Source organism: Paenibacillus lacisediminis, from assembly GCF_046567315.2.
Genome location: NZ_JBKIAX020000008.1, coordinates 68,145 through 82,832, shown reverse-complemented (window position 1 = coordinate 82,832; position 14,688 = coordinate 68,145). Strand labels below are relative to the sequence as shown.

The following is a 14,688-nucleotide window of genomic DNA, read 5'->3' as shown; positions in this document are numbered from 1 at the left end:
CAAATTATTCAAAACTTCGACATATATGTAAATATTATTACCTAATATATATTATAATCTCGTTGACAATTATGGGGTCATAATATAGTATGTAGTAAATAAATCCAATATATGGATTATCCATCATTTGGGGATCAATTTCCATAAGAATGGACAGGCCTCTTTGGAATTGATTCATAAAAAGTTCATTGAAGGGAGGGATCTGCAGGCACCGATCACGCGCGTCTCAAGTCAATGAAAGCGTTGTCAAAATTAAGCTTGGAAAGCTCGCGGAAAATCCTATTAAAAAATGCAAGGAGGAGTAGAATGATGACAGCCCGGACTTTTGTAAATCGTCATTTATTTATGAAATGGTTTGTTGTTTCGGCAGGTACCCTGTTTCTGATGCTGGCGGGTTCGTTGGTGTTTGCTGACAGCGCTTCCGCACACGGGTATATGACGGACAGCCGCGCCCATCTATGTTCTACGGGCCAAAACAGCGATTGCGGACCAGTGAAATGGGAGCCTTTCAGTGTGGAGGGCCGCGGGGATTTCCCTGAATTCGGTGTCCCGGACGGTCAGATCGCCAGCGGCGGGAAGTTTTTTGAACTCGACGAGCAAACGGCCGATCGCTGGACCAAGGTAGATATGGTAGGCGGGGAGCATACATTTCATTGGAAGCTTACAGCCAATCACAGCACGAATACATGGGATTATTATATTACGAAAAAAGACTGGGATCCCAATTCCCCGTTAAAACGGGCGGATCTTGAGTTATTTTGCCGCTATATCGATGACGGCGCGATTCCGCCAATTGACGTTTATAACGATTGCTTTATTCCGAATGACCGGGAAGGCTATCACGTCATCGTGGCCGTTTGGGATATTGCGGATACAGTGAATGCTTTCTACCAAGTGATGGATGTCCAGCTCAGCATCAACCCGTCGGCACCGACCACGCCAGAGCCAGGATTCCCGGGAGACCCGGACCGTTTCGGAGAGCACCTCATCTGGAATCCCATCAGAGTTTATACCGAAGGTGAAATCGTTCTGCACAACGGGCAGTTCTGGCAAGCTCTCTGGTGGACCCAGGGACAGGAGCCAGGAACGACTGGAGAATGGGGTCCGTGGAAGCTGATCGGCGACGTGCCGCCCGGCGAGGTAGGCAGCGAATCGGACAGCATATAAGGGCATATCCCGCAAGAGCCAGAGGGTAACAATCCCTCTGGCTTTTTGCCCGTTTATTTTCTTAAATGATAAGGAACCGTAGCGACGATGACATCTCTCCGATACAGGAGATGTGCGCGAATCAATAGACTCGATTGGTTATGCAGGATATTGTGCCATCCTTTTTTCGGAATAAATTGCGGGATGACCACGGTCACCTGGTAATTCGCTTCATGCGCCTTTTTTTGCACCGTATCCACGAATTTTATTAACGGATGAATAATGCTTCTATACGGAGAATACAACGTCACCAACCGAATGTCCGGCTGCCATTTCTTCCACTTCTCTTCAAAAACCGCTTCCTCCCCCTTTTCAAAAGGAACGTGTACGGCAATGATTTGATACGGCGAAAGGGACTTGGCATAGTTCAGCGAGTTCTCCACTACACGGGTGATTCCTGCAACGGGTACAATCACCACATTCCCTTCGATCGGCACAGCCGGCTCACAAGTTGAAATTCTCAACTGATCCGCAATCGCTTCGTAGTGCTTATGAATCCGATAAAAGGCGTAAATAATTATAGGTAAAAAGATAAGGACCGGCCAGACATTATGGAACTTGGTGATGAAAAACATCACGCTGACCAACAGACTGATTAATGCTCCGATGGTATTGATCGAAAATTTCTTGATCCAACCTGGAGGTTTTTCCCGTAACCACTTTACCATCATCCCTGACTGGGACAGTGTAAAAGGAATAAACACGCCGATCGCATAAAGCGGAATTAAAAGCTCGGTTTTCCCTTCAAAAACGATGATTAGTAAAATCGAAAAAAGCCCCAGGAAAATGATACCATTCGAATACCCCAGCCGGTCTCCACGAACCGTAAACGCTCTTGGGATGAACTTGTCTTTAGCCAAATTAACGGCAAGCAATGGAAAAGCGGAATATCCGGTGTTGGCAGCCAGAATAAGAATCAAAGCCGTCGTCCCCTGAATGAAGAAATACATGATATTTCTTCCGAAAGTGTGTTCCGCGATCTGGGAAAGTACGGTAACCTCCGCAAGAGGACCTACGCCATAATAATAAGCCAGAAACACAATTCCCGTGAACAATACAGCCAATATGCCCCCCATGGCCAGCAAGGTTTTTGCCGCATTGCGCGGAGCTGGATCTTTAAAGTTGGGGATGGCGTTTGAGATCGCTTCTACCCCTGTCAAAGCGGAACATCCGGAAGCAAAGGCACGAAGCAGCAAGAATAAACTAATTCCAGCCACCGGAGAACCAAGCGGAGCATGTAGTTCCGGCGAAATTTGGCCGGTCATGATTTTATAAAGGCCAGAACAAATCAAAATCACCAGGGCCAAAACAAATAAATAAACGGGAAAGGCAAAAATGGTAGCCGATTCGGTGACACCACGCAAATTGAGAATGGTAATTAACAATACAAAACCTACGGCTATGGGCACAGTGTATGAATGAAGGCTCGGAAAAGCCGAAGTAATGGCATCCGTACCGGCCGAAACACTCACCGCAACGGTCAAGATATAGTCAACAAGTAACGAACCGCCGGCAATGAGTCCGGGAATTACACCCAGGTTTTGCTTGGAAACCACATAAGCCCCACCGCCATGAGGATAAGCAAAAATAATTTGCCGGTAAGACAAAATAAGGGCAACCAATAAAACCAGAACACCGGCGGCAATCGGAATCGAATACCAATAGGCTATCGCTCCCACGACCATTAAAACAAGCAAGATCTGTTCAGGTCCATAAGCGACCGATGACAGGGCGTCGGAAGAAAGGATGGCAAGCGCTTTGGTTTTGCTTAACTTCTGTTCGCCCAGTTCCGTTGATTTTAACGGCCGTCCAATAAGAAATCGCTTTATATAAGAAAGCACAGGGGGTCACCGCCTAAATTACGTTGTTTTTTTATATTGCTCGGCAAAAATAAGTATTATTTCAAACGCAAACTGAAGATTAAGGGCAAATCGGCCAATTTAAGGCAATAAAAAAACACAGGGGCCCCTGTGCTAAACTTCACAAGTCATGCAACCCACTCCTGACTACGCTTAGAACAAAATAAATCATACGTTCAGTGTAAAAGTTTGTAAAGCAAGAGTATGGAAGGTGAACTGTCGGAATCATACAAAAGAATTCATGTTAATCGCTTACATTCCAGAAATGCTCTCCAAATCTAAGTTTATTAATGGCTAGCGCTATTTTGCATCGTTTCGCCTCATCGTCAAAAGATAATTTGAATCAAAAACATGTAAACGAGCGTCCCGCCGGCAATGGATAGTAGCATGTTCCTTTTCCAAATATGGAGAAGTACGACAATAGCAATCGAAATCAATTCAGGAACACCATGGTTGCCGGATATAAAATTCACGTCTTTGATACTGTAGACAACCAATAATCCTAAAGCCGCCGCGGGCAGCACTTTGCCGAGATATTGCACATAACGCGGAGCGGGCCGGCCCGGAGGGAAAATCATAAAGGGAATAAACCTGGTCAACATCGTTCCCAAAACGATCATTCCAATAGTAATTGCCCGTTCTAATACCGTCATTGACATATAGTTTCACCCGCCTTCTTCTCCAGTGGCTTCCGCATCAAAGTGAGCACGCAGAGAATCATCATCATGGAAGGAATAATAAAGTTGTCGCCGTTAAAAATAAAAAGGCCTACTACGGATAGCCCCAAGCCCAGCAACCCGCTGTGATGTGTTGTTTCTTTCATCCATTGTTCAATGAAGATGACCACAAATAAAGCCGTCATCACAAACTCAAGCCCTTCCATGTTTATTGCTATTAACGATCCAAATAGTCCCCCGAGGGTAGCGCCAAGCACCCAATAGATGTGGTTAAGCAAGGTAACGAAAAACATGTACCATCCTTTATTCACCTCTTGCGGGATTTGGGCGGTGTAATTAATGGAGAACGTTTCATCACACATGCCAAAAATCAGATAGATCTTTTTTAACCCGCTCCCTTTGTACTTTTCAAGCATGGATATCCCGTAAAAAAGATGGCGCGCGTTGACCATCAAAGCGAGGAAAAAAGCGCCTAATGGGTTAAAAACACCCAGCAGCAGATGGACAGCGACAAATTCCATCGACCCGGCAAAAATAAGCAGGCTCATCAGGAAAGCATACCCCACCCCAAATCCCGAAGTGTTCATAAAGATGCCGTAGGCAATACCCAGGAATAAAAAGCCTGCCAAAATGGGGATTGTAGCAGGAAAGGCGGCACGAAACGCCAATTGAAGTTCGTTTTTGTTAGGCATGATTTGCTTGCATCTCCTCAGTACAATTACTTATCCATGCCATTTTAACAGTGCAAATCCATACAATCAACGTTATAATTGTATGGATTACAATTTTATGAGGTGTGCAAATATGCCGATAAATTCCTTTACGGATTACCCGATGTCATGGAAACCCGATAGAGACGCCTTGAAACGCCCACTCTATCGTTCGCTCGCCCTACTGCTGGAACATGACATCATAAACGGATTTTTAGCCCCGGGTACAAAACTCCCGCCGCAAAGGGAACTGGCCGATTTTTTGGATGTGAATTTCACGACCATCACACGTGCTTACAAACTGTGTGAACTTAAAGGCTTAATCTATGCGGTGACAGGCAGCGGTACTTTCGTTTCAGCCAACGCGGCACGCTCCATCACCATTTCGAAAGACAAAATTTCAAATGAAATTATCGATCTTGGTTTTGTCGCCTCATTTGAGCAAAGCAACAATATTGTCGCTGAAGCAGCTAAGAAGGTGACGGAGAAAGGTTATTTGGAACAGCTCTTGAATTACAATGACCCTACAGGTATCCCCCATCAAAAAGTAGCGGCGCTAAACTGGATGGAGGATTTTGGAATCCATGCAGACAAAGACAATATGGCGATCGCTTCCGGGGCGCTAAATGCATTGGCGATCACGTTATTAGCTCTGTTTGAACCAGGCAACCGGATCGCGGTCGATATGTATACATTCTCTAATTTTATCGAGATTTCGAAATTGTACCGTATTAAATTGGTCCCGATTCCCGGTGACGAACACGGCATGCTGCCGAGTGAGCTTGACAATCAGTGCCTTCAAATGGATGTGCACGGCGTTTTTCTGATGCCTTCTTGTTCCAACCCCACGACGGTCATGATTCCGGACAACCGCAAACGCGAACTGGCTGCCGTCATTCGAAAGCATCGGCTGATTTTAATTGAGGACGATATACATGCCTTTCTGTCAGCCGGTATTATGGCAGATTACGGACAACCAATGTTTCAGCTTCTCCCGGAGCAAACGGTGTATATTTGCAGCACATCCAAGTCCATCTGCTCGGGCCTTCGAGTGGCTTATATCGTGTTTAGCGAGGCATTTAAAGAGAAGATCGTGAAGGCCATTTTTAATATTAATGTCAAAACCTCTTCATTGGATGCCGAGATCATCACCGAACTGATTTTATCCGGAAAGGCAAGTGCAATTACGGCGAAAAAAAAACAGCTGGCGGAATCCGCAAACCGGTTGTTTACGGAGTTTTTCCCGCAGCTGCCTCGTACCGGCCATCCACTAAGCTTCTATAGATGGCTTCCCATATCGGATGATGCCGATGGTACGCACATGGAGAATTATTTTCTGAAACAAGGAATTCGCGTGTATCACTCCGATCGCTTTTTAAGCGGGGCCAGTAGGCGGGACAAATATTTACGAATAGCCCTTTCTTCCACCAATTCTCTGGAGGAATTACAACGAGGATTAGGGATTTTGAGTAGCCACTTTCCTGAATTGATCGGTTTTCGCAAAAATACGGCTCCCCTTTAGGACATATTGATCGCTGCCTTTCCATGTATGTGAGTTTTTATTTTTTCTTCTAATTTGCACATAATTATACGGATCAGGCGCATACACTTTATATCCTTTAGCCCGGCATCTGCTTAAAAATGAGACGTCTTCTCCTAATGACACATGGGGAAATCGGACGCGGTCGAACACATGTCTTTTGAATAAGATGGTCCCTCCCGCAACTACCCCAACGAACTTATTCTGTTGTTTGGGAAAACGAAGGACCAGCAGCTTTTTAGCTTCGAGATACGCCAAATACGCGCGTTTTCCCACCACATCGGCATTTGACCGGCGTAAAGCCTTCATTTGCCCGGTTAGATAATAAGGCGAGTAGAAATCGTCATCATCAAATTTTGTGATGTACGGGTATTTCGTTTTACTGACCGCATAATTAAGACAGCTGCCTAAAGATTCTTTTTCAGGAAGCTTGTAGACGGAGACATTTTTATACGTCTGGGCAATTTTTCGGTATTTTGCTAATTCCATGCTATCTTTATTCAAGATAATAACCAGTTCTTTGACCGGGTAAAGCTGATTTCTGTAATTCTTAAGAATATTATTGAAAAAACGCGGGCGGTTCGTGCTTGTTATTATTGATATCCCTTTTAACGAGCTAGAAGTTTGGCCCAACTCCCTCTCACCTCCAAATCAATCAATAACGGTATATGCTAAGCCGCATAGCAGTGCTTGTTCGTTTGTTCCTGTAAACGGCCGGCGCCATCTCCTTCACTATTTCAGCAGTATTAGTGTTTGAAGCAACATGGCTCCCCACATCAGCAAGCTGCATCCCCAGCACGCTCGTGAAATCCAGCGCTCGGCCGGCCCCCCGTTTTTAAACAACCGCAGGGCGATTTTAAGCTTTGGCAGCAGCAAGAAGTGAATCCCTTCGTCCCCAAATATATCGCCGGCGAGATGAGCCCACCAGCCGATGACAAACCCGATCGCTGCCATATTGATGATTTCCGGTTGCTGGGCAGAAAAATTAAGCAGGCCTATGGATAGTACAGCCGCAAACTCCGGGGTATGAATCACCCCGCGATGTTTGACTAGCGGAAGAATGAGAAACGCAAAGCCGGCAAAGGCCGCGATCCAGTGTAAGTCATACATCGCGTACCCTGCCAATAATAAGGCGCCGATACCGATCAAAACCAAACTCCGCAGCCTTGCCAGCAGCCAGAACAGGATGGCGGCACCAATCCATAACGGCCCGCTCTTCACCCATTCCCCTAAATGTCCCGGTACATTTCCAAATTGGTGATAAGCCATTAACCCTATACCGATGATCCCGACAAATCCGGACAAAGTTTTAAAGAGACGCCGGTACCGGAGGGGAAACTGGATTCGATTGCTCACCGTGCTGGTTTTATGATCAAAGTCCGGGAACACTCCGCCGATGCCTGCCGCAGCCACAAGCGCCGCTGCAATTCCCGCATCGGTTTGCATGGCTAATGACGGCATCATAAGCAGGCCGGCCGATCCCGCTGTCACTGCCAAAGCAATATGCCCTTTTTTATTCACATTCATCACCTTATTTCTGTAATAATGAAAAAGCCTTATAGGCGGCCTTACTATTCTACAAGAATTTTTAATATTTGCGAACAAAAAAACAACCCTTGCCCCGCAAAACGAGACAAGGGTTGCCTGCTAGATCCCCAGCAATAAATCCGGCTTCGTGATGTTAGAGCGCTGCTGGATTCGCAATAATTCCCGTCCCTGCCGCAAATAGGACTTGATCGTTTCCACCCGGCAGTTCAAGACGTAAGCCGTTTCCTCGGGCGTCAGCCGATGAGCGTACTTCAGGATCATTGCGATCCTAGGATAAAAAGGTACGTGGCCTAGCATTTCTTCCACCGCATCACTCGGTTCGCCGGTGCGATCTTCTTCGATACCGGTTTGCACTGAGCAGGATACGGCGAGCGAATACAACCATACATGAAACGGAAGGGAGAAATCGTATTCGCCCAGCCGCTGCCTGGCCGCAACAAATGTACGGACCACCTGATCCTGAGCCGCGGTTTTATTTCCAGCCATCCGGAAGCATAAGTCGAAAATCCGGCTATGGTACATGTTAATCAGCTGCTTAAAAGCGCGGATTTCCCCGGCAAGCGAACGCTTAATCAAACGCTCGGGCTTAACCTTCATGTTCGGACACCTTTGCTTCCGTCTTCACAATTTCCAGCTTGCGAATCCGATGGCGGTCCTTTTCTCGGACGATAAACTTCAACGGACCGTACTCCCACTCGCTTCCCTTCTTCAAAGCCGGATTTTGCGTATAGACCCATCCCCCGATCGTATCCAGTTCTTCGTCAAGCAATTCGATGCCCAGCAGTGAACAGACCGACTCCAGCGAAACTTTGCCGTCCACGAGAATGTGGTTTTCTCCCAACTTTTCAATTTCGGCTTTCTCTTCCGAATCAAACTCGTCGCGGATCTCGCCGACAATCTCTTCCAGAATGTCCTCAATCGTGATCAAACCGGAGGTACCTCCATATTCATCGACCAAAATGGCCATATGCACCGATTCCTGCTGCATGCGCAGCAACAGATCCTTGACCGGCATAGCTTCCGAGACAGACAGGACAGGTTGTATCAGCTTACGTATTTCCAAATTCGAATCATCGCTTAATTGCATCAAAAATTGTTTGGTATTGATAATGCCCAGGATATGATCCTTGTTCTCCTCCAACACGGGAAACCGGGTATATTGCTCGGACTTCATGACCTGAAGCGCCGCTTCCTTGCCGGCCTGAACGTCGATGCACACCATGTCCGTACGCGGAACCATGATTTCACGGGCCAGCAGTTCGTCGAAAGCAAAGATTTTGTTCACATATCCGTATTCCGCTTGGTTGATCATCCCGCTCTTATAGCTTTCCGTAAGAATAATGCGCAGCTCTTCCTCGGAATGGGCCTCCTCGTGTTCTTTGGCCGGCTTAATTCCGAAGATGCGCACCAGGCGGTTGGCGGAACCGTTCAAAGCCCAGATAAAGGGGTACATCGCTTTATAAAAGTAGATCAAGGGCTTAGCTGTCAGCAAAGAGACCATTTCCGCTTTTTGAATGGCCACGGTTTTAGGAGCCAATTCGCCCAGCACGACGTGAAGAAAGGTGATCGAAGCGAACGCGATGCCAAAAGATAAAATGCTGCTGACTTCCGCAGGCAAGCCGTACCGGTCAAAAACGGGATGCAGGATTTGCTCCACGGTGGGCTCCCCCAGCCATCCAAGTCCCAACGCGGTGATCGTGATGCCTAGCTGGCAGGCGGATAAATATCCATCCAGGTTGCTCGTAACCCGCTGCACGGCCAATGCGTTTTTCCGGCCTTCCAGCACCATCTGGTCAACCCGGCTGGATCTCAGCCGCACGATGGCAAACTCGGCCGCCACGAAAAAGGCGGTGGCCAGAATCAGCAAGGCAACCAGAAACAAATTCAAAGCATACATGCAAACACTCCTCACTAGAATGAGTCTCTAGAACTTTAAATTTATAAGTTCTTATGAACTTATATTATCAGAGTTCATATAGCAGTATCAACATCTTACTTTGCCTGATTTGGGGCAAATTGCTCCGAATTTTAACTTCTTTATGCCTTTTTAACTCACAATGCTGGTTTTACTTCTTCTTTGACTTTTTTTCGCCACCGTCGTAAGATGAGTTCGTAAGAACTTATATGGAGGAATTAAACATGGAAACATTCCATCTCACCCGCAGCGAAATGTCACAGCTCCTGCTTAGCCTGAGCGGTCAAAGCCAAAAAGCGCCCAAAAACATCCTCCAGGAAGCATGGGCGAAATCGCATAAAGAATTGATAGCAGGCGGCAATTCATTAGGCGCTTTTATCTCCACGGCCCTGCCCCCGATCTTTGAAAAATTGATGAACATGAATCCAAGCGATCTAGGACTGTCGCTTAACGATATCGTTGCCTTGGGCTCTCAGATTGAATACAACCATTTTGCGCTGACAGCGGTGCAAAACTGGGTAAAACGCGATTTGAAGGAGATTATCGGTTCTCCGAGGTTAGGAAAGAAATATTCGATCGAGCAGGCGGCAATTCTGTTCATCATCGAGGATTTGCGGGCCGCGTTGGACCTGGATTCCATTAGAAAACTGCTTTTGCTGATCTTCCACGATTTTGATGATCAAGCCCAAGATCTCATCAGCCCCATCGACCTGTACGCAGGTTATTCCGGGATTTTCGAGGAACTTGACCAGAACAATGACCAGGTGCTGGATCTCCAATCCGGCCACTTGAGCAGAGACAAAAAGCAGGATCATCTCATGGAAACGACCGTGAAGAAAAAAGCGGATGAATTTGCCCATGGCCTTGCCGGCCTTAATCCCCAGCAGCAGGAAGCAGTCAGCAATACGATCGTAATCGCCATGTTATCCGTTCAAACCACGTATTTTCAAACCTTAGCCAAACGTTTCCTCAACGCTTCTCTTTTTCTGCACAATTTAAGGTAGGGAGATGAGCGGGCCAAAGCAAAAAAGCGCGGCTTCCGAGTTTTCGGAAACCGCGTTTTGCTTTACATTATGGAGATGCCGGCTCATTTCTTTGTTTCACTAGATTAAATCGGACTTTTCCAATAATCTCTTGATGATAGTGGCAATTTCAGCCCGCGTTATGAACGCCTTAGGCTCCAAATTCATGTTATTTCTTCCCGACACGATCCCCGCCTGAACCGTATCAGCTACTCCGGCCGTTGCCCAAGCAGAGATTTCCGTTTCATCCTGATAAGGCTGCAAAATAGCATCCAGGGATGAACCACTCGCAATGCGATCTTTCAACCCTGTTATCTTCATGGCATTGGCAACGATCGCCATCGCCTCTTCGCGGGTAATTTTCTCATCAGGGCGGAACGTTCCGTCCTTATAACCTTTGATCAAGCCATATTGGTATGCCGTGTTCACGGCACCGGAATACCAGTCCGCCTCTTTAACATCGGTAAAGGAGCTTTCTCCTGCCCCAGAACCCAATCCGAGACCGCGAACGATAATCGCCGCAAATTCGGCGCGGGTAATATCCCGATCAGGGCTAAACATATCGTCGCCCGTTCCACCCGCGATCATCCGGGACCCCATGTCATTGACGTAGTTTTTGGCCCAGTGGTTTTCCATATCTTTAAACGCCAACGGGTGCCATACTACTGCATAGGTGCTGTTCGTCAAACTATTGATTTTTGCGTAATAGATGCCATCTTCTTTGATCACCTTGGTTGGTACATGACGAACGAATCCATCCGGTTCTACCACCACACCGGTGGTAATCCGGTTCGGGTCGATCCCTTCCGGAAGCGCTAAAGCGCGCTCCACATATGCGTTAAATTTTGCTGCTTCTTCGGTGCGGTCGCCATAAACCGCGCTCACTTTGAAGTTAAGCGGAGGAACGACCAGCGTCAGCCCGTCCCGCTCGGCCGCTTTCTCAACCGTACGTACAGTCTCTGTCTGCGGTACGGAAATTTCAATCTTGACTTTGATGTCCTGCAAAGCCAAGCCTTTACCGAAACGCTCCGAAATGGAATCAATATCGATTTGTTCCGCAGGCAAGGTGTAAGTTGCCTTCTCCGAGCGAATCACCACAACGGCTTGCTCGGTTTCCATATTTTTGACCATGCGTCCATTGAATTCGCCAACGACAACATCGCTCCCCGCAGAAACAGATAGCGTTATGGTAGCGCCTTTACCTTCGTCCGTGAGCCGCTGCCGCAACTTTTCTTCATTCACGGTAATGGTCATGACTTTTTGTCCGTTCACGTCCTCCATTGCAGCCGTTCCCACATTGTCAAGCTTCCCGTTCACAAGCACGTCTGCCCCTGTATTCTCCTGCTCAGGCTTCTGCTCTGGCGCCGGCTGAGAAGAGGAATTGCTATGATTATTTCCCGACCCGGAATGTGTACCGGAATTTCCGTTATCACTCCCTGGGGTATCTTTCGGCGTAACGGCATTGGACGGTGCAGACGGCGCACTGCTGCCTACGGCATTTTTAGCTTTCATGATGAAGGTGTACGTGGTTCCGTTCAATAAACCTGGGACGGTAATCGAAGTTGAACCGGCTTCTCCGGTGGCAACAAGCGCTCCTTGAGCAGTGAAGACTTCGTAACCCGTAATCGAACTTCCGCCATTATCCTGCGGAGGCGTAAAGGTGATCTTAGCGCTGCCGTTGCCCGCTTCCGCCGTCACATCGGTTGGTGCTGATGGAACGGTTGCAGGCGTTGCGCTTACCTGATTGGACTCGCTTCCGAGTCCTTTACCGTTACCTGCTCTCACTACAAAATAATAGGTTGTTCCGTTATTCAAATCCGGCACCTGATAAGTTGTACTTGTCACTGTCGCGATGAAATCAGCGTCAAATTCCCCCGGTTCGGTCGACATATACAAATTGTAATACGTGGCGCCGGTCACCGTATCCCATCGCAAATCAACTTGACGGTCCCCTGCCGTGGCGGCCAAATTCAGCGGACTAGCGGAAATATCCGGTAAGTCGACAACTTGAGTAACTGTGAATGTTACACTTGCCATGTTGTCTGCCGATACAGTAACCGTTGCCGTGTAAGTTCCCGCCGCCAGTCCAGGCTTGGCTTGAATCGCCAAGGTTGTTGATGCATCAGGATCCAGTGTACTTTGCAGAGGCAAAGTAAAGTCAAATGCGTTGACATGAACACCGCCGAGCGAGACGCTCAAGTTTGAAAGACCCGTGGTGCCTGTATTAAGAATGCGAATCGCTTCCGGTTCTGAACTGCCATAACCTTGAACCAGCCCAGGCAAGGTCATATCGCTGATCGGCTCAATGGAGAACGTATGGGCTATCGTATAGGTGAAGGTTGCAACCTCGCTGCTTTCCGAGCCATTTTTTACAGCGATGGCCTTCAAGGTCACCGTACTGCCCGGCGTTCCCGCAATAGTGACGGTAGATCCGCTTGGACTATCGGCCGTAGGATTGGTTCCATCCGTCGTATAGTAGATGACCGCTCCGGGCGAAGTTGCGCCGAGCGTTACTTGGCTGTGATTTGTCAGCACCGTACCACTGGCCGGATTGGCCGTTGGAGCAGCCAGGCGCTCTTTAACCGATACGGTTATATTTTTAGATGCCACGCCCCCATCCCCGTCGCTGACTTGAACCGTTAGCCAGTCTGTACCGTAATACCCTTCTGCCGGCGTGTAACTGACGGTACCTTCGGGAACGATATCGGAACTTCCGCTGGGCGCATTTGCCCCGGAAATACTTACCGTCCCATGTACCGGCGAGGAAGTTAGCGTCCAGGTCAGAGTCTGGCCTGGATCCGGGTCACTGACATGCAATAGAGGCTTAAGATCAACAGGGCCCGAGTCTTGAGCGACTGTCAGCATCGACTCGGTGCCAACAAAGGCCGGCAAGGTATTTTGTCCCGGGATTTTCTTAAACGTTCCCTGACCGTCAAACATGAATATTTTGTTTGCACCGCCATCCGCAACATAAATATTTTCGTTGTCATCAACGGTTATATGGCGCGGATATTGTAAATCGGGATGTCCAAGCGTCAAGGCATAACTTCCGTCTTTATTAAAAACCTGCACGCGTTTATTATTTGAATCCGCAATGTACAACCGATCCTTACCGTCAATATATAGTCCCATGGGGGAATTGAGGTGACTGTTGTCGTTGCCTGAAACATTTTGTACCCCAATCATTTTAACCTGCGTATAAGTATCATCGCTATCGTGCTGGAACACCAGTACAATATGGTTCCAATATTGAGAGATGTAAAGGTTGCCTTCGGAATCAACCGCAACTCCCATGGGTCTGTCCGAAGTCGAAGCAACCGGGGTATATACTCCCGTCTCAATGTCCATCCTATATACGCGATTCCAATTTTGATCCGAAAAAAAGATATGCCCGTTATCGTCAAGCGTCATAGCTTCAGGCGCCGGGTTGGCGAAATTAGGCAGCGGAATGGAGCGAAGCCAGCCGCCCTGGCTGTTGAACTCCTGAATCCGGTTATTAGAGGCATCGAAAACGTAGATGTTTTTCGTGGAATGCTCGACGGCAACATATTTCGGAATACTGAAATGAGCATTGTCCGCTCCCGAAACCCCTTTTTCGCCGAGCGTTTTATACACGCTTTCATCTTGATTGAAAATTTGAATACGTTGGTTACCCAAATCCGTTACATATAACTTTCCATCATCGGCCGCCAAACCTAAAGGGGCACTTAAATCCCAACCCGGCTTCACCACCGTTGCCGCCGCTTCAACGTGGACGCCAATACTCCCTGCAACCCCCGTCACGAGAATTGTAAAAATCATAGCAAGCTTACGAAACATACTCACCCTTTTCACTCCCTCACTCTCCCCCGAGAAATATGTAGAAAATTGTCGTTTGAACACAATTGTATAGGGGGCCAATAAACAAATAATAAACAAGTGAGAAAAGTTCTTGACAATCTGAAGGGACAGCCTATATCTTATTCAGTCATACATCCACAAAGGCCGTCCGGAAATAAGTAACCATTGGCCCCGTAAGCAAAACTGTGCAGAGAGTTCCTACGCCGACATTGAAGAAACCCGGGTAGAACATAAAGGAAAAAAAGGGCGCTATTTCAGCGACAACCCTATGTTGCGTAAAATAGTGGAATTTTATGGATTTATTTTCATGATTTAGTGGAGAAAGACCGCTTTTAGACCTATTCATCAAAAAATAAGACCCAAAATTTCCC

11 protein-coding genes are annotated in these 14,688 nt (G+C 47.5%); 3 read left to right on the top strand and 8 right to left on the bottom strand.

Annotated features, from left to right (window positions below; genetic code table 11):
- Window positions 1-309: 309 nt before the first annotated feature.
- Window positions 310-1,167: a lytic polysaccharide monooxygenase gene (locus tag ACLD72_RS16880; RefSeq protein WP_458476038.1), complete on the top strand. Its 858-nt coding sequence runs from the start codon at window positions 310-312 to the stop codon at window positions 1,165-1,167.
- Window positions 1,168-1,220: 53 nt separating this feature from the next.
- Here ACLD72_RS16880 and ACLD72_RS16875 read toward each other — a convergent pair whose 3' ends face one another.
- The 3 genes from ACLD72_RS16875 to ACLD72_RS16865 all read right to left on the bottom strand — a co-directional run bounded on the left by ACLD72_RS16875 (window position 1,221) and on the right by ACLD72_RS16865 (window position 4,434).
- The gene (locus ACLD72_RS16875) at window positions 1,221-3,047 is read right to left on the bottom strand and encodes an APC family permease (RefSeq protein WP_411002581.1); all 1,827 of its coding nucleotides are present in this window, start codon (window positions 3,045-3,047) and stop codon (window positions 1,221-1,223) included.
- A 344-nt stretch (window positions 3,048-3,391) separates the two neighbouring features.
- On the bottom strand, window positions 3,392-3,724 hold the full coding sequence (locus ACLD72_RS16870) for a branched-chain amino acid transporter permease (protein ID WP_411002580.1): 333 nt from the start codon (window positions 3,722-3,724) through the stop codon (window positions 3,392-3,394).
- Window positions 3,715-4,434, bottom strand: a complete 720-nt coding sequence (locus ACLD72_RS16865) for an AzlC family ABC transporter permease (RefSeq protein ID WP_411002579.1) — start codon at window positions 4,432-4,434, stop codon at window positions 3,715-3,717. The genes ACLD72_RS16870 and ACLD72_RS16865 overlap by 10 nt, the downstream gene beginning before the upstream one ends.
- Window positions 4,435-4,546: 112 nt before the next feature.
- Here ACLD72_RS16865 and ACLD72_RS16860 point away from each other — a divergent pair, with 112 nt between their 5' ends.
- Window positions 4,547-5,974: a PLP-dependent aminotransferase family protein gene (locus tag ACLD72_RS16860; RefSeq protein WP_411002578.1), complete on the top strand. Its 1,428-nt coding sequence runs from the start codon at window positions 4,547-4,549 to the stop codon at window positions 5,972-5,974.
- Here the strand turns inward: ACLD72_RS16860 and ACLD72_RS16855 are convergent.
- From ACLD72_RS16855 to ACLD72_RS16840, 4 genes are all read right to left on the bottom strand, one after another.
- The gene (locus ACLD72_RS16855; RefSeq protein WP_411002577.1) at window positions 5,909-6,625 is read right to left on the bottom strand and encodes a glycosyltransferase; all 717 of its coding nucleotides are present in this window, start codon (window positions 6,623-6,625) and stop codon (window positions 5,909-5,911) included. The two genes, ACLD72_RS16860 and ACLD72_RS16855, sit on opposite strands and share 66 nt — an antisense overlap.
- Window positions 6,626-6,724: 99 nt before the next feature.
- Window positions 6,725-7,519, bottom strand: a complete 795-nt coding sequence (locus tag ACLD72_RS16850) for a metal-dependent hydrolase (protein ID WP_458476034.1) — start codon at window positions 7,517-7,519, stop codon at window positions 6,725-6,727.
- 120 nt (window positions 7,520-7,639) lie between these two features.
- Window positions 7,640-8,137, bottom strand: coding sequence for a sigma factor-like helix-turn-helix DNA-binding protein (locus tag ACLD72_RS16845; protein ID WP_411002575.1), 498 nt, complete (start codon window positions 8,135-8,137; stop codon window positions 7,640-7,642).
- Entirely contained in the window at window positions 8,127-9,437 is a 1,311-nt protein-coding gene (locus tag ACLD72_RS16840; RefSeq protein WP_411002574.1) for a hemolysin family protein, read from the bottom strand. Before ACLD72_RS16840 ends, ACLD72_RS16845 begins: the two co-directional genes overlap by 11 nt.
- Before the next feature lie 242 nt (window positions 9,438-9,679).
- Between ACLD72_RS16840 and ACLD72_RS16835 the strand changes: the two genes are divergently transcribed.
- A complete protein-coding gene (locus ACLD72_RS16835) occupies window positions 9,680-10,459 on the top strand; it encodes a DUF1836 domain-containing protein (RefSeq protein WP_411002573.1) in 780 nt (259 codons plus the stop codon).
- A 99-nt stretch (window positions 10,460-10,558) separates the two neighbouring features.
- On the opposite strand, the gene ACLD72_RS16830 is transcribed toward ACLD72_RS16835, so the two are convergent.
- Complete coding sequence (locus ACLD72_RS16830) at window positions 10,559-14,296, bottom strand: S-layer homology domain-containing protein (RefSeq protein ID WP_411002596.1); 3,738 nt, start codon at window positions 14,294-14,296, stop codon at window positions 10,559-10,561.
- Between the last annotated feature and the right edge of the window lie 392 nt (window positions 14,297-14,688).